This is a genomic window from Streptomyces sp. CNB091 (genome assembly GCF_000377965.1).
In genome coordinates this window covers 189,730-205,471 of sequence record NZ_KB898992.1, presented here as the reverse complement: position 1 = coordinate 205,471, position 15,742 = coordinate 189,730, and the positions used below count along the sequence as shown (strand labels likewise).

General features: G+C 72.3%; 16 protein-coding genes. 7 read left to right on the top strand and 9 right to left on the bottom strand.

Features of this window, described 5'->3' with window-relative positions; genetic code table 11:
* The first annotated feature begins 37 nt into the window (after positions 1-37).
* Positions 38-1,273, top strand: a complete 1,236-nt coding sequence (locus D581_RS0107070; protein WP_018956531.1) for a M20 family metallopeptidase — start codon at positions 38-40, stop codon at positions 1,271-1,273.
* A gap of 107 nt (positions 1,274-1,380) precedes the next feature.
* Here D581_RS0107070 and D581_RS0107065 read toward each other — a convergent pair whose 3' ends face one another.
* Positions 1,381-2,388 carry an ABC transporter substrate-binding protein gene (locus D581_RS0107065; RefSeq protein ID WP_018956530.1) on the bottom strand — a complete coding sequence of 336 codons (1,008 nt, stop codon included), beginning with the start codon at positions 2,386-2,388 and terminating at the stop codon, positions 1,381-1,383.
* 148 nt (positions 2,389-2,536) lie between these two features.
* Between D581_RS0107065 and D581_RS0107060 the strand changes: the two genes are divergently transcribed.
* Entirely contained in the window at positions 2,537-3,328 is a 792-nt protein-coding gene (locus D581_RS0107060) for an ABC transporter ATP-binding protein (RefSeq protein ID WP_018956529.1), read from the top strand.
* Positions 3,329-3,386: 58 nt separating this feature from the next.
* Here the strand turns inward: D581_RS0107060 and D581_RS0107055 are convergent, their stop codons facing one another.
* From D581_RS0107055 to D581_RS0107035, 5 genes are all read right to left on the bottom strand, one after another.
* Positions 3,387-4,706, bottom strand: coding sequence for an MFS transporter (locus tag D581_RS0107055; RefSeq protein WP_018956528.1), 1,320 nt, complete (start codon positions 4,704-4,706; stop codon positions 3,387-3,389).
* Positions 4,703-5,191, bottom strand: a complete 489-nt coding sequence (locus D581_RS0107050; RefSeq protein WP_032752576.1) for a MarR family winged helix-turn-helix transcriptional regulator — start codon at positions 5,189-5,191, stop codon at positions 4,703-4,705. Before D581_RS0107050 ends, D581_RS0107055 begins: the two co-directional genes overlap by 4 nt.
* Positions 5,192-5,302: 111 nt before the next feature.
* Entirely contained in the window at positions 5,303-6,340 is a 1,038-nt protein-coding gene (gene meaB, locus D581_RS0107045; RefSeq protein ID WP_018956526.1) for a methylmalonyl Co-A mutase-associated GTPase MeaB, read from the bottom strand.
* 12 nt (positions 6,341-6,352) lie between these two features.
* The gene (scpA, locus tag D581_RS0107040; RefSeq protein ID WP_018956525.1) at positions 6,353-8,578 is read right to left on the bottom strand and encodes a methylmalonyl-CoA mutase; all 2,226 of its coding nucleotides are present in this window, start codon (positions 8,576-8,578) and stop codon (positions 6,353-6,355) included.
* Complete coding sequence (locus tag D581_RS0107035) at positions 8,578-10,440, bottom strand: methylmalonyl-CoA mutase subunit beta (RefSeq protein ID WP_018956524.1); 1,863 nt, start codon at positions 10,438-10,440, stop codon at positions 8,578-8,580. The genes scpA and D581_RS0107035 overlap by 1 nt, the downstream gene beginning before the upstream one ends.
* Positions 10,441-10,707: 267 nt before the next feature.
* On the opposite strand from D581_RS0107035, the gene D581_RS0107030 reads away from it, so the two are divergent.
* Positions 10,708-11,226, top strand: a complete 519-nt coding sequence (locus tag D581_RS0107030; protein ID WP_018956523.1) for a DUF6325 family protein — start codon at positions 10,708-10,710, stop codon at positions 11,224-11,226.
* Positions 11,227-11,346: 120 nt separating this feature from the next.
* A complete protein-coding gene (locus D581_RS0107025; RefSeq protein WP_018956522.1) occupies positions 11,347-12,144 on the top strand; it encodes a tyrosine-protein phosphatase in 798 nt (265 codons plus the stop codon).
* Between the two features lie 100 nt (positions 12,145-12,244).
* Here D581_RS0107025 and D581_RS0107020 read toward each other — a convergent pair whose 3' ends face one another.
* The gene (locus D581_RS0107020) at positions 12,245-12,781 is read right to left on the bottom strand and encodes a hypothetical protein (protein ID WP_018956521.1); all 537 of its coding nucleotides are present in this window, start codon (positions 12,779-12,781) and stop codon (positions 12,245-12,247) included.
* Positions 12,778-13,356 (bottom strand): hypothetical protein, encoded by a 579-nt coding sequence (locus D581_RS0107015; protein WP_018956520.1) that lies wholly within the window; start codon positions 13,354-13,356, stop codon positions 12,778-12,780. Before D581_RS0107015 ends, D581_RS0107020 begins: the two co-directional genes overlap by 4 nt.
* Positions 13,357-13,576: 220 nt before the next feature.
* Here D581_RS0107015 and D581_RS0107010 point away from each other — a divergent pair, with 220 nt between their 5' ends.
* Entirely contained in the window at positions 13,577-13,981 is a 405-nt protein-coding gene (locus D581_RS0107010; protein ID WP_018956519.1) for a DnaJ family domain-containing protein, read from the top strand.
* Positions 13,982-14,012: 31 nt separating this feature from the next.
* Entirely contained in the window at positions 14,013-14,510 is a 498-nt protein-coding gene (locus tag D581_RS0107005) for a GNAT family N-acetyltransferase (protein ID WP_018956518.1), read from the top strand.
* Positions 14,511-14,589: 79 nt separating this feature from the next.
* Here the strand turns inward: D581_RS0107005 and D581_RS0107000 are convergent, their stop codons facing one another.
* Positions 14,590-14,970, bottom strand: coding sequence for a VOC family protein (locus D581_RS0107000; RefSeq protein WP_026290282.1), 381 nt, complete (start codon positions 14,968-14,970; stop codon positions 14,590-14,592).
* 205 nt (positions 14,971-15,175) lie between these two features.
* Here D581_RS0107000 and D581_RS0106995 point away from each other — a divergent pair, with 205 nt between their 5' ends.
* On the top strand, positions 15,176-15,736 hold the full coding sequence (locus D581_RS0106995; protein ID WP_018956516.1) for a DUF6328 family protein: 561 nt from the start codon (positions 15,176-15,178) through the stop codon (positions 15,734-15,736).
* Positions 15,737-15,742 lie beyond the last annotated feature (6 nt).

The following is a 15,742-nucleotide window of genomic DNA, read 5'->3' as shown; positions in this document are numbered from 1 at the left end:
GACCGCCCCGGGGCGGTCCGGAACGCAAGGAGAGTCCATGACCGTCCCCGCAGCCCCACGCCCCGAGACGCGCCCCCGGACGAGCCCCGAGACGCGCCCAGGGACACGGGCCGATGAGTCGGCCGACGAGCGGATCCGCACCCTCAGGGCCGCCGTGCGGGAGACGGTCGGCGGCAGCGCCCCGGCCCTGATCGACCTGAGCCGGCGTCTGCACGCCGAACCCGAGACCGCGTTCGAGGAGCACAGGGCCGCCGCCCTCTGCCATGAACTCCTCGCCTCGCACGGCTTCGAGGTCACCGCACCCGCCCACGGTCTGGACACGGCGTTCCGCGCCACGATCGGCTCCGGTCCCGTCACCGTGGCCATCGCCTGCGAGTACGACGCCCTGCCGGGACTGGGACATGCCTGCGGGCACAACCTCATCGCCGCGGCCGGAGTCGGCGCGGCCCTCGGCCTCGCTCCGTACGCGGACGAACTCGGCCTGACCGTCCGGGTCATCGGCACTCCCGCCGAGGAGCGGGGCGCGGGCAAGGCGCTGCTGCTGGAGGCCGGCGCGTTCGAGGGGGTCGACGCCGCGATGATGGTGCATCCCTGCCCCTTCGAGATGGCCGACTTCCGCTCCTTCGCGCTCGGCACCCTCGACGTCGTCTACACCGGCCGCGCCGCGCACCCCAGCCTCAATCCTCACGAGGGCCGCAACGCCGCCGACGCGCTGACCGTCGCCCAGGTCGCCCTGGGCCTCCTGCGCCAGCAACTGCCCCCGCAGTGGCGGGTGCACGGCATCACCACCGCCGCCGGGACCGCGCCGAACGCGATACCCGACCGGGCCACCGCCACGTACGAGATACGGGCCCTGGCCGCCGAGGACCTGCGCGAACTACGGCAGCGGGTCGAGGACTGCTTCCGTGCCGGGGCGCTCGCCACCGGCTGCGAAGTGGCCCTGGAGCGGCCCGAGCCCGACTATCTCGACTTCCGGGGCGACCCGGAGCTGATCCGGCTCTGGACCGCCAACGCCCGGGAGCTGGGCCGCGCCGAACCGGTCGAGCGCCCGCCGTTCGCCTGCACCGACATGGGTAACGTCTCGCACGTGGTGCCGTCCATCCATCCGGTGCTCGACATCAGCGGGGGAGCCTGTGGTCCGCACGAGGCGGCGTTCGCCGAGGCGGCGGTCTCCCCGGCGGCCGAACAGGCCCTGCTCGACGGAGCGGTGGCCATGGCATGGACCGCCGCCGACTTCGCGGCCTCCAGGGCCGCGGGCCGGCCGTCCGCCTGACGGGGCGGGCGGGGGCCCTGGCGGGCATGCGGCCCGGACCGGCAGTTACCGGCCCGGGCCGCACGGCGCGGACGTCACCCCGAGGTCATGTGAAAGTCACCCGGAGGTCACTTGGCCGAGAGCGCCTTGACGTAGTCGTTCAGGACGGCGTCCGCCGCGAGCGGGCCACCCCGGGTGGACCACACCGAGCCGTCGACGGTCACCGCGTGGCCGTCTCTGACGGCGCCCAGCTCCTTGTAGGCGGGCTTGGACTGGACGTCCTTGAGCGCCTTCTCGCCGTCCGAGGTCAGCGTCGACAGGAACAGCCAGTCACCGTCGATTTCGTTGATCTTCTCCAGGCTCAGCGAGGGCGTGTGCGCGTTGCCGTCCTTGTTCTGGGACGCGGGCCGCTTCAGCCCCATCTCCAGGGCGACGCCACTGGCGAACTGCTTGTTCTCCATCCAGCTCGGCCCGTCCGGGTTCCAGCGGACGATGGAGACCTCGGCGCCCTTGTTCGCGCCCAGCTTCTCCCCGGCGGCCTTGGCGGCGGCCTCGTGGCCGGAGATGAACTTGTTGGCGTCGTCCAGCTTGTTGACGGCGTTGCCGACACCCCGGAAGAACAGCTTCCAGTCGTCGGCCGGCGCCATCGTCACCAGCGTGGCCGGGGTGATCTCCCGCAGCTGCTTGAGCACCTGTTCGTCCTGCATGTCACCGGCGAGGATCAGGTCGGGCTTCGCGGCGACGACCTTGTCCATGACCGGCTGGAGCAGGTTGCCCACGACGTCGATGCCCTCGACCCGGTCGGCGAGGTAGGCCGGCGGCTTGTCGAGGCCCTGCCCGTTGGTGATGCCGACCGGCTTGATGTCCAACGCCAGTACCGCGTCCAGGTCTTCCTGGGTCAGGGTGACGACGCGCTTCGGCTCCGCCGGTATCTCGACCGCCTTCCCGGTGGCGTCCTTGACCGTACGGGTCGCGGAGGAGGCGGAGTCCGCCTTGCCGCCCTTGCCCCCGGAGGACTTGCCCGAGTCGGAGTCCGTTCCACAGGCCGTCAGGAGCAGGGCGGCGGCGCCGAGCGTGGCGACGGCGCGCGCCGCTCTTCGGGCGGCGGTGCGGGTGGGGCGGTGGTGCAGGATCATCAAGGGCTCCGGGTTCAACGGGACATGAAGCGGCGACGGCCGCACGGTCACACGGATGCGGCCGTCGGCTCGTGAGCGAGCTAAGGTTAGCCTTACTTTAGCGGCATCGGGCAAGGTGATGCCCTGTCCTTCGGAAAGGCCGGTCCTCGTGGACATCCGTGTCGAACAGCTCATCGCTGGATACGCCGGTCGTACGGCCGTGGACCAGGTCGACCTGACGGTGCCCTCCGGGCAGGTCGTGGCGATCGTCGGCCCCAACGGCTGTGGCAAATCGACCCTCCTGCGCTCCATGGCCCGGCTCCACCAGCCCCGTTCCGGCCGGGTGTTCGTCGGCGACGCCGACGTCTGGCAGCTGCGTCAGCGCGACGCCGCCCACCGCATCGCCCTGCTGCCCCAGGCCCCGCAGGCACCGGAGGCGGTCACCGTCGCCGGACTCGTGCGGTACGGACGCCACCCGCACCAGGGGCTGTTCCGCCAGTGGTCGCGGGAGGACGAGAACGCGGTCGTCCATGCCCTGGAGGCCACCGGTACGGCCGCCCTGGCCGGCCGCAGGCTCGACCAGCTCTCCGGCGGCCAGCGCCAGCGCTGCTGGCTCGCCATGTCCCTCGCCCAGGAGACCCCCGTCGTCCTGCTCGACGAGCCCACCAGTGCCCTCGACATCGGTCACGCCGTGGAGGTCCTGGACCTGGTCCGCGAAGTCGCCGCGGAGGGCCGCACCATCGTCATGGTGCTCCACGACCTCGCCGCCGCCGCGCGGTACGCCGACCTCCTGGTCGCCATGCGCGACGGGCGGATCGTCGCCTCGGGGCCGCCCCGCGAGACCGTGGACGCCGCACTGGTCCAGGAGCTCTACGGCATCGAGGCGGAGATCCTGACCGCGACCTCCGACGGGGCGCCCGTCGTCGTACCGACCGTCCGCGTGCCGGCGGTCGGCGTCTGAGCCGGCCCAGGCCCTGTCGTCACACTCCCGTCGTCGCCTGGAGGGCGGCCCCGCGGGGTCAGGCGGGAGTCCGACGACAGGCCTGGTCGGTTGTCGCTTCCGCCGGGGCGAGGGCCTTGGGGGCGGACGGCTTCTCGGGGGCGGTCGGTGTCCGGTAGGCGCGAAGGGGCTTGTTGGTCGCGTACACAACGGCGATCGCGAGGACGGCGGACAGCCCTCCGGAGATCAGCGAGAAGGAGGCCGAGGTGGCCGACGCCACCAGGCCGCCGCGGAAGTTGCCGAGTTCGGGGCCCGCGACGCCGATGACGTGCTCCACCGAGGAGACCCGCCCCCGGCAGGCGTCCGGGGTCTCCAACTGGATCAGCGCACTGCGCGTGACGACGGAGACGGTGTCGGCGGCACCCGCCACCGCCAGACAGGCGAGCGCCAGCCACAGGGGCCCCGCCAGACCGAAACAGGCCAGCGCCAGCCCCCAGATCCCTGCCGCGTACAGCTGCACGCGACCGGCGCGGCGCCGACGCGTCACCGTGCCGGAGAGCAGGCCGGCCGTGACCCCTCCGACCGCGACGGCGGAGAGGAACAGGCCGAGGGTCCGCGGGTCTCCGCCGAAGCGGATCTCGTTGACCAGGGGGAAGAGCGCGATGGGCATGGCCAGCAGCGTCGCGGACAGGTCGGTGGCCATCGAGCCCCACAGAGTCGGGCGGCGCAGCACGATCAGCCAGCCGCCGCGCTCCGTCCTGGGATTGCCGTCTGCCGCGTCGGTGCCCTCGGGGCGCATGGCGGGCAGGCGGACCACCGCGAGCAGCGCGACCGTCACGGCCACGGCCTGGGCCGCGTACGCGGCGGAGAAGCCCCAGCCGGCGATGATCAGCCCCGCCAGCGCGGGACCGGCCAGCATCGCCGTCTGGAAGGAGACGTTGGTCAACGCGAGCCCGGCCGCCACCTGGTCGCCCGGCAGGAGCCGGACCGGGAGGGTGCGCCGGGCGGGTGCGCCGAGAGCGCCGCAACTCGTTCCCACGGCGACCAGGGCGAGCAGCAGCAGTACGCTGCGGTTGTCCGCCAGGGCCTGGGCGCAGAGCCCCGCGGCGGCCAGGACCTGTCCCGCGGTGGCGGCCCGTACGACCGTACGGCGGTCATGGGCGTCGGCCAGGGATCCGCCGACCAGGCCGAACAGCACCATCGGCAGACCGGTGGCGAGCCCGATGGCACCCGTGCCCACCGGGCTGCCCGTCAACTCCCAGACCTGGGCCAGCACCGCCACGTTGGCTGTCTGGCCGCCGAGTTGGGAGGCGGAGGTGCCGATCCACAGGTCGCGGAACGGCTGATTGCCCCGGAGCGGGCGGGTGTCGAGGAACGGGCCGCCGACACGCCGTTTCATCGGGGTGGCTCGGTCAGGTGGTGGAGGATCCGCTGCCGCATCGACCTGCGCTCCAGGGCCCGCCGCACATCCTCGACGACGGCGGTCATCGCGTACGGGACCTCGCCGTCCAGCTCGGCGACCGCGCTGTGGGTGGCGCGCCACTCCGCCTCCAGGAACGGCACCAGCGACCGGCCGTGGTCGGTGAGGTCGATGCGCCGGGTGCGGGCGTCGGGTCCGGGCTCGGAGGAGACGAGCCCCGCGTCGCGCATGGCGGCGACGGTCTGGCTGATCGCGGAGTGCGAGCGCCCCAGGGACGTCGCGAGCTCGCGGATGGTCAACGGTCCGGTGTGCGCGAGCCGGATCAGCGGATAGACGAATCGGGGCCGTACGCCCTCGATGCCCCGCTCGATGTAGACCTGCTCGATCTCGGCGTCCATGGCTGCCAGAAGTTCGTGGAGGGAGTGCCAGGGGTCGGGGCGCGTGGTGGGATCGGGATGTGTCACAGCGCTAATATAACAGCGCTGTGACAATGTTCGCGCCCTCCTGTCCACCGGCCTGGAGCGATCGCGGGGGCCCTCGGCGCGCACCGGCCCCGGCGGGCGACGGCGACGCCTTCAGCCGGACTCTCCCGCGCCGCCCTCTCGGCGCGCTCCGGCCTCCCGGGACTCGCCCCCGCGGAACACCGCGAGGATCTCCTCGGCGGCCAGCGTCGCCGTCAACGTGCCCTCCCGGACCCGCTGTTCCAGCTCCGGCGCGAGCTTCCGCACCGCCGGGTGGCTGTGCAGACCGTCCAGCAACGCGTCGCGGACCATCGTCCACGTCCAGTCCACCTGCTGGTCGCGGCGCTTGGCCGCCAGCCGGCCGGTCGACTCCAGAAGCGTCCGGTGCTGCTCCAGTCGCTCCCACAGGGTGTCGAGACCGCTCGACTCACGAGCGCTGCACGTGAGCACCGGAGGTGTCCAGGCCGCGTCCGCCGGATGCATCAGCCTCAGTGCGCCCGCCAGTTCGCGTGCGGCCGAGCGGGCGTCACGTTCGTGCGGCCCGTCGGCCTTGTTGACCGCGATGGCGTCCGCCAGCTCCAGGACGCCCTTCTTGATGCCCTGCAACTGGTCGCCGGTACGGGCCAGCGTCAGCAGCAGGAAGGTGTCGACCATGTTGGCCACCGCCGTCTCCGACTGCCCGACGCCCACCGTCTCCACCAGCACCACGTCGTAACCCGCCGCCTCCATCACCACGATGGACTCCCGGGTCGCCTTGGCCACCCCGCCCAGCGTGCCCGCCGTGGGGGAGGGGCGGACGAAGGCGGCCGGGTCCACCGCGAGGCGCTCCATCCGGGTCTTGTCGCCCAGGATGGAGCCGCCCGTACGGCTGGAGGACGGGTCGACCGCCAGGACCGCCACCCGGTGCCCGAGCCCCGTGAGCATCGTGCCGAGCGCGTCGATGAACGTGGACTTGCCCACGCCGGGCACCCCGCTGATCCCGATCCGCCGGGCCGCCCCCGCGTGCGGCAGCAGCCGGCTCAGCAACTGCTGGGCCAGCACCCGGTGTTCGGCTCGCGTCGACTCGACGAGCGTGATCGCGCGCGCGACGAACGCCCGCTTCCCGTCGAGGACTCCCCGCGCGTAACCGTCGATGTCGATCTTCGCAGCCATCCGGTCAGCGGCTCACAGCTCGTGGCCGAGCGCGACGCCGAGCCGCGTGACCAGGTCGTGGGCCGCGTCCGGGATCACCGTCCCCGGCGGGAAGACGGAGGCGGCGCCCGCCTCGTGCAGCGCCTCGATGTCCTGCGGCGGAATCACCCCGCCCACCACGATCATGATGTCCTCACGCCCTTCGGCGGCCAGCTCCTCGCGCAGCGCGGGCACGAGCGTGAGGTGCCCGGCCGCCAGCGAGGAGACGCCCACGATGTGCACGTCGGCTTCGACGGCCTGCCGCGCCACCTCGCCGGGGGTCTGGAACAGCGGGCCGACGTCCACGTCGAAGCCCAGGTCGGCGAAGGCCGTGGCGATCACCTTCTGGCCCCGGTCGTGCCCGTCCTGCCCCATCTTGGCGACGAGGATGCGCGGACGGCGGCCCTCGGCCTCCTCGAAGGCCTCGACCAGTGCGCGGGTGCGGTCCACCGAAGGGGACTCTCCTGCCTCTTTGCGGTACACACCGGAGATCGTACGGATCTGCCCGGCGTGCCGCCCGTACACCTTCTCCAGCGCGTCCGAGATCTCCCCGACCGTGGCCATCGCCCGCGCCGCGTCGACCGCCAGCGCCAGCAGATTGCCCTCCAGGCCCGGGCCCGGGTCACGCTCGGCGGCGGCCGTCAGCGCACGCAGCGCTTCCTGGCACGCCACCTCGTCGCGCTCCGCGCGCAGCCGGCGCAGCTTCTCGATCTGCTGGGTGCGCACCGAGGAGTTGTCGACCTTGAGGACGTCGATCTTCTCGTCGGTCTCCACCCGGTACTTGTTCACCCCGATCACCGGCTGCCGCCCGGAGTCGATCCGCGCCTGCGTGCGCGCGGCGGCCTCCTCCACCCGGAGCTTGGGGATGCCCGCGTCGATGGCCTTCGCCATGCCGCCGGCCGCCTCGACCTCCTCGATGTGCTGCCAGGCCCGGTCCGCCAGGTCCCGCGTCAGCTTCTCCACGTACGCGCTGCCGCCCCACGGGTCGATGACCCGGCAGGTGCCGGACTCCTGCTGGAGCAGGAGCTGCGTGTTACGGGCGATGCGGGCGGAGAAGTCGGTGGGCAGCGCCAACGCCTCGTCCAGCGCGTTGGTGTGCAGCGACTGGGTGTGCCCCTGCGTCGCGGCCATCGCCTCCACGCAGGTGCGCGTCACATTGTTGAACACGTCCTGCGCGGTCAGCGACCAGCCGGACGTCTGCGAATGGGTGCGCAGGGAAAGCGACTTGGGGTTCTTCGGGTCGAACTGCCGCACCAGACGCGCCCACAGGAGCCGGGCCGCCCGCAGCTTCGCGACCTCCATGAAGAAGTTCATGCCGATCGCCCAGAAGAACGACAGTCGCGGCGCGAACGCGTCGACGTCCAGCCCGGCCTCACGTCCCGCCCGCAGATACTCCACCCCGTCGGCCAGCGTGTATGCCAGCTCCAGATCGGCTGTCGCCCCGGCCTCCTGGATGTGATAGCCGGAGATCGAGATGGAGTTGTAGCGCGGCATCTTCCGTGAGGTGAACGCGAAGATGTCGGAGATGATCCGCATCGAGGGCGACGGCGGATAGATGTAGGTGTTGCGGACCATGAACTCCTTCAGAATGTCGTTCTGAATGGTCCCGGCCAGCTTCTCGGGCGGCACGCCCTGTTCCTCGGCGGCCACGATGTACAGCGCCAGCACGGGGAGCACCGCGCCGTTCATCGTCATCGACACCGACATCCGGTCCAGCGGGATGCCGTCGAACAACTGGCGCATGTCGTAGATCGAGTCGATCGCGACCCCGGCCATGCCGACGTCGCCGGTGACCCGCGGGTGGTCGCTGTCGTAGCCCCGGTGGGTGGGCAGGTCGAAGGCGACCGACAGACCCTTCTGGCCGGCCGCGAGATTGCGCCGGTAGAAGGCGTTGGACTCCTCGGCCGTGGAGAAACCGGCGTACTGACGGATCGTCCAGGGCTGGTTGACGTACATCGTCGGGTAGGGCCCGCGCAGATACGGGGCGATCCCCGGATACGAGTGCAGCGCGTCCAGGCCCTCCAGGTCCTCACCGGTGTAGAGCGGCTTGACCGTGATGCCCTCGGGCGTCTCCCACAGCGGGGCATCGGAACCGCCGGCGGCCTTCGTCACGGCCGCCCGCCACTCCTCGGCGGAACCGGCCGGCGGCGCGGCCGCCGTGAGCGGCACGTCGGAGAAGTCGGGAACGGAGGATTTGCGATCCGTGGGCGATGTCGGCATCACGCCACTCCCATGCGGTCGAGTACGGAGGTGAGAACGGCGACCGCGTCGCAGCCGGCGAAGACATGGGCGTCGACATCGGCGTACTCGCCGGGGCGTCCCGCGAGGAACACCCGTACCGCTCCCGCCGACTTCAGCGCACCGGCCACCTGCTCCGCCCGCTCGGCGTACAGCGCGTCCGACGAACACAGAACGGCGACCGTCGCCCCGGAGGCGGTCAGCGCGCCCGCGGCGGTGTCCGCATCCACGGACACCGGATCGTGGACCGCCTCGATCCCGCCCGCCCCGAAGAGGTTGACGGCGAAGGAGACCCGCGCGGTGTGCGCGGCGGCCGGACCGAGCGCGGCCACGAACACCTTCGGGCGGCTTCCGGTCGCCGCGAGGTGCGCGTCGGAGCGGGCGCGCAGCGCCTCGAACGCCTCGTCGCGCCGGACCCGGGGCAACCCGCCCGGAGTACCCGCGTACGCGTCGGGCGCGGGCTCACGCTCCACCGGGCGCTCGCCCGGCTGCGGGAACTCGCTCACCCCGGTGATCGGCTCCTTGCGACGGGCCAGCTTCGCGCTGCGCGCCGCCCAGGTGGCGGCGAGGCGCTCCGCGACCGTCCCGGAGCGCAGGGCGGCGGGCAGACCGCCCGCCCGCTCGGTCTCCTGGAAGAACGCCCAGGCGGCCGAGGCGAGTTCGTCGGTCAGCCGCTCCACGTACCAGGAGCCGCCCGCCGGGTCGATGACCCGTGCCAGGTGCGACTCCTCCATGAGGATCGTCGAGGTGTTACGGGCGATCCGCCGCGCGAACGCGTCGGGCAGGCCCAGTGCGTGATCGAACGGCAGCACGGTCACGGAGTCCGCGCCGCCCACCCCCGCGCCCAGCGTGGCCAGCGTGGTGCGCAGCATGTTCACCCACGGATCGCGGCGCGTCATCATCACCGGCGAGCTGACGGCGTGCTGCCGCTGGGATCCGGCCCCAGGGACTCCGGAGGCCTCGGCGACCCGCGCCCACAGCCGGCGTGCCGCGCGCAGCTTGGCGATGGTCAGGAACTGGTCGGCGGTGGCCGCGTAGCGGAACTCCAGCTGCCCGCAGGCCGCTTCCACGCTCATCCCGGCACCGGTCAGGGCCCGCAGATACGCGACGCCGGCGGCCAGGGAGAGCCCCAGCTCCTCGCCGGCCGAACCGCCGGCCTCGTGGTAGGGGAGCGCGTCCACGGTGATGGCCCGGATTCCCGGGTACTCCGCGTCGCACACCCGCGCCCAGCGCACGGCGGCGGTGAGGTCCGCCTCGACGCCCGTCCGGGCCTCGTGGCCGAGCGGGTCGGCGCCCAGCGTGCCGCGCGCCTCGCCCTTGGCGACGCCGCGTTCCCCGTACAGCCGCAGCAGCTCCGTCGCCGCGGCGTCCAGGTCGGCCGGGGCGTCGAGGGCGATGGGCGCGAGGTCGAGGTAGACGCCTTCCAGTGCCCGGGCGAGCCCGTCGACGGGGACGCCCACCGGGCCGCCCACGGTGAGCCAGAGGGAGGTGACGCCGTTCTCCAGATCGCCGAGCACGGCTTCGTTGAGCCGGACGGGGTCGGTCAGGGTATGACGTTGGCGCACGCCCCAGCCGCCTGCCGCGTTCCCCTCGGCCCTGCCGCCCCGCGTGAAGGGGGCGAAGCCGGGAAAGCCGGTGTCCGGCGACTCGTCTCGCGCGGTGTAGAGGGGGCGGGTGGTGAGCCCGTCCTCCAGTGTGGTGGACAGCGCTTCCTCGGCGGCCGAGCCCGAGACTTCCTTGCCCGACTTGCGCAGTACGCCCTCTACGAGGGTCTGCCACTGGTCATGGGAAGGGTCGGGGAACGCGGCGGCCGGAGAGAGCCCGTCAGCAGGCTGGACCGTCATGCTCAGATGCTAGGCCAGTGCGCCGAATGAGGAGCAGGGGCACAGGCTGTGACCTTGCCCTCGCGGAGATGTACTTGATCCTTTACATACGGTCGCGTAACCGGTCGGGCGAGCGGGCGGCGGCAACACGACGGTCCTCGACATCGGGATGAATCAGGACAGAGATGCATATTATGTGCGAAGTTTCCTTATTCTTTATGCCATCCCTGGAATGCCGTATCCACCCCGGCGCCCTTGTGGCCGCCGGGACACGGAGAGGACGCGACCGTGGCCGTCGGACCTGTGGAGTACCTCGTCATCGCCTTCCCCGGCAGTCGTCTCACCGGGGCGGTCGCCTCCGCGCTCGCCGACGCCGTGTCGTCCGGAGCCGTACGGGCGGGCGACCTGGCCTTCGTGCGCAGGGTCGAGGGCGGCGCGCCGGCCCAGGTGGAGCTGCGGGAGCTGGACCCCGAGGGAGTGGTTCCCGCCGATACGGCGGAGGGCGGGGCGGCGGCGGTCCTGGGAGCGGAGGACGTCGAAAGGCTCGACCGGGGGCTGCCCGCGGGCGATGTGGTGGCGATCGTCGTCCGGGAGGACCTGTGGACCACGCCGCTCGCCCGCGCGGCCCGCGAGGCCGGGGGCGCGTTCGTCGCGCACGAGCGCCTCGGGGGCGGTGATTTTGGTGACCAGGAGGCCGCGGGGGACGACATCATCACCCGGCTGGAGCGGCTCGCCGAACTGTGGAGGCGGGACGTCCTCACCGACGCCGAGTTCGTGGAGCAGAAGACGAAGCTCCTGTCGGACTGAAGACCGGCCGACGCCCCGGGGTGCCGCCCGGAGTTCGCCGGTGGTGCTTTCCTGCTGCGTACGACGTTGATCCTGATATGTGGAATTCCTGGAATTCATCGGGGAAAGAGGCAGTTCATCGTGCAGACCGCCCGGACCGTTCCGGCCGCCACCGTTGTCAATCTGCGCGACCTGGGCGGAATCGCCCTGGGCCGTGACCGCCGGGTGCGGCAGGGCGTCCTGTTCCGCTCGGGTCAGCTGAGCGAGCTCGACCCGGCGAGCGACCGGGCGGTGTCCGCGCTCGGCATCCGCACCGTCGTGGACCTGCGTACCGCCGACGAACGCCAGTGGGCCCCGGACCGGCTGCCGGACCGGGCCAGGCTCTTCGTCGCCGATGTGCTGGGCGACCACCCGGGTGTGGCGCCCGCCCGGCTGCGGTCTCTGCTCGCCGACCCGGTGGAGGCGGAACGGACGCTGGGGGGCGGCAGGGCAGAGGAACTGTTCGCCGAGACCTACCGGAAGATGGTCCTCTCGGCGGGTGCCGCGGCCGCCTACCGGGCCTTTCTGGAGACGGCCGCCGACCCCGGTGCGCGACCGGTGCTCTTCCACTGCACGGCGGGCAAGGACCGTACCGGCTGGGCGGCAGCCGTACTGCTGATGCTCCTGGGGGCGGCCCGCGCGACGGTGCGGTCGGACTTCCTCGCGGTCAATCCCGCCGTACGTGCTGCCTACGCCCCGTACGTGGCGAAGTTCCTGGACGGTGGCGGTGACCCCGCCGTCGCCGCGGCGATCATCGAGGTCCGCCCCCGCTACCTGGATGTGGCGCTCGACGCCATGGACGAACGCTGGGGCGGCCTCGACGGTTACGTGCGCAACGGGCTGCGCGTACCCGACGCCGCACTGGAGCGGCTGCGCGACGGCCTGGTGATCCGGGGCTGAACCGGCCGTGGCGTGCCGCCTGTGCAAGGGCGGGGGGGACGCGGAAAGGTGGCCGGTCCGGCCGGACCGGCCACCTTTCCGCGTGCTGGAGCGGCCCCGGCTAAAGGCGTACGAGGCGTTCCGTCAGGTCGCGGTAGTGCTGAAGGGCGATCCGCAGATCCTCCGTCTCCGCCCCGGTGGCAGGGTCGCTCCCGTCCTTCCCCGCGCGCAGGCGCCGCCCGCGCTCCTCCAGAGCGGCCCCGAGGCTCGCGACGACCTCGATGAAGGCGGCGTCGGCCTCCCGCACCGCCCGGTGCGGGTCCTCCACGAAGCCGGTCACCGCCTGCTGGATCCGGGCGGCGAAAGCCTCCCGCTCCTCGGGGGCGAACAACGGCCCGCCCGGGTGGAGGCCGCCCTCGGCACGCCCCAGGGCGGCCTCCGGTCCGGCTTGGGGGACCGTGTGACCCGGGGTTCCGGAGACCGAGTGACCCGGGGTTTCGGAGACCGTGGGCCCGGGGGCGGCGGTACGGGGGTCCGCCCCGATACGGCCGGCCGGCTCCTCGCCCGTGACCGTCCTCGGAGCCGTCACGGGCCTGCCCATGTCGATGGGGCCCGCGCCCTCGGGCAGACCCGTCTCTCCGTTCGGTGTCCGCGTCATGATGCACCGCGTCCCTTCACCAGATGCCTGCTGCCGTGTTCACGCCCCGACGGACCGTCCGCGAGCAGGCCGTCGAAGAGCCCGCGGGCCTCGATCAGGGCTTCACGCATCTCCTCGGTGTTCACGTTCCCGCGACGAGCGGCGTGCACCCGGCGGTAGCCGTCGACGTGCGCGGCGTGGTGGACGGAGAGTGCGTCCGTACGGTCCTCGAAGTCCTCGCCGTCCGGGAAGCCGCGCTCACGCGACAGATCGGCCAGCAGCGCGTCGGCTTCGGTGAGCGACCGCTCCGGCGATTCCACGAACAGCTCCTGGGCGCTCGCCCAGCGGGCGGCGTACCGTGCGCGCGCCTCGTTGGTCAGCGGGCGCTCGTCGAGGTGCCCGTGCCGCCTCACCCGGTCGCCGAGCTCCTGCTCGGCCGCCGCGGTGTCCCCGCCGTGCCGGGCGACCACACGGTCGTACTCCGGCCCGAAGCGGCCACGCAGCCCCCTGCCGCCGACCGGACGTGCACGGAGAAGGAGAAACGCGGCGATGGCCGCCACGGCGACCACGGCGATGATGATGATCGCTGTCGTCATGGCTACCGCCCCCGACGTTCATCGGCCGGTACGTAGCTCTGCTGTCGCACAGTGGTCAACCCCTTTCGGTCCGAGCCCGGCGGCAACCGCCGGGCGATGTACAGGGGTTCGTGTACCCCCGGATCCCCGTTCGAGGCAGCGGCCTCCGCCGGGAGGGCTCCGGCCAACGCCCTGTGTAGGGTGAAAGCGTCGGATCGGCGGCAGGTCGGAAGGACACGCGATGACGGAGCGCAAACCACCGGGAGTCGACTTCGAGTCCTGGGTCGACCGGCAGATCCACGAGGCGGAGCAACGCGGCGACTTCTCCGCGCTCCCGGGCTTCGGAAAGCCGATCGCCGGCCTGGAACGCCCGTACGACGAGGCCTGGTGGATCAAGCAGAAGATGCAGCGGGAGGGCGTGTCGATGCTGCCGCCCGCGCTGGCCCTGCGCAAAGAGGCGGAGGACGTACCCCGCGCGGTGGCCGCGGCCCGCACCGAGGCCGAGGTGCGGCGCATCCTGACCGAGGTGAACGAGAAGATCGAGCGGGCGATCCGCATGCCTCCCGAAGGCCCGCCGCTGCGGCTGGTCCCCTTCGACGTGGACGGGACCGTCCGCCGCTGGCGCGAGGAACGCGACCCGGCCTGAAGCCGCCGCCACGGTGCCGCATACTCGCCGTATGGAATCGGGCAGGGCGGGGCGGCGGCGCGGGCGCGCACCGCGGCGTGCCGACGTGACGGTCCGCCGGGCCTCGGCGGGCGACGCCGGCCAGCTGACCCGGCTCGTCCGCACCTCGGGCGCCTACGAGGGCCCCTACGCCCCGATGGTCGAGGGCTACCGGGTCGGGCCGGACTACATCGAGGCGCACCGGGTCTTCGTCGCCGCGGACGGCGGTACGGGCCGAATCCTCGGCTTCTACGCGCTGCTCCTCGACCCGCCGGAACTCGACCTGATGTTCGTCGCCGACTCCGCCCAGGGGCTCGGCGTCGGCCGACAGCTCGCCGCCCATCTGCGCGAGGAGGCCCGGAGCGCCGGGCTCACGGGCGTCCGGATCGTCTCCCACCCGCCCGCCGAGGGCTTCTACCGGAGCATCGGCGCCGAGCTTGTCGGCACGGTGCGGGCCGACCCGCCGGCGGTCATGTGGGACCGCCCCGAACTCCTGCTCCGCATCGGCTGAAACGCCCCCCGCCGGGAACGACCGAAGCCCGGCCGCAGTGCGCGGGCCGGGCTCCGGAACGGGGCGCTGCGGACGCCGATCAGCCGCCGTACGGGCGGGTGATCAACTCCATACCATGACCGCTCGGATCGGGGAAGTACACGCCCCGTCCGCCGTCGTTGTGGTTGATCTCGCCGGGATTCTTCTGATGGGGATCGGCGAAGAAATCGATCCCCAGAGCCTGGATCTTCGCGAACGCGCTGTCGAACTCCGCCTCCGAGAGGAGGAAGGCGTAGTGCTGCGGGGTGATCGAAGCGGCGGGAACCGTCGCGAAATCCAGCGTGACGCTGTTCGCGAGGACGACCGGAACGAACGGACCCCACTCCTCTCCGACCGTCAGGCCCAGCAGATCCGCCAGGAATTCGGCGGACTCGCGGTTGTCCCGGCAATGGACGATGGTGTGGTTCAACTCGACTGACACGGTGGAATGCCTCCAACGGGCATCTCACGGGCTACCTCCACGCCTCACCCGGCCGGTGACCGACGCGCGATGCCCTGCCGTGATCATAGGCGGCCCGCGCACACCGGTCCACGGGGTTGCGCCCGTGTGCGCGGGGAACCTGTGAGATCCGGCCATCGGCACGCCGCCGTCCCCGCCGGGGCCCTCAAGGAGAAAGGGAGGCCACGTGACATCCAGCAGAGGCCGTCAGGAGACCCAGGAGGAGCGGGCGGACCGGCAGTGGTCCGAACTGCTCCAGGAGCTGCGTGTCGCCCAGACCGGGGTGCAGATCCTCTTCGGTTTCCTGCTCGCGGTGGTCTTCCAGTCGCGGTTCGCGGACCTGGGCGACACCGACCGGAACATCTACGTCGTCACGGTGATGCTCGGCTCGGCGACCGCGGCGGCGCTCATCGGCCCCGTGTCGTACCACCGGCTCCTCACCGGCCGCCGGATGAAGCCCGAGACGGTCATCTGGGCCTCCCGGATGACCGTGCTCGGCCTGGTGCTGCTGTTCTGCACGATGTGCTCGGTGCTCCTGCTGATCCTGCGCGTCGCCCTGCACAACCAGCTGGCCCTGTGGCTCGTGGGAGCCATGGCCCTCTGGTTCGTCGCCTGCTGGTTCGTCTTCCCGGTATGGGCCCTGGCCCGGGGGCGCTCCGGCCGACGGGATCCGGAGGACGAGGACGAGGACGAGGAGAAGGGCGGGGGCGGGGACGAGCCGTCCGGCCGGGGGAGCGACGCCACCTGAGGCGGG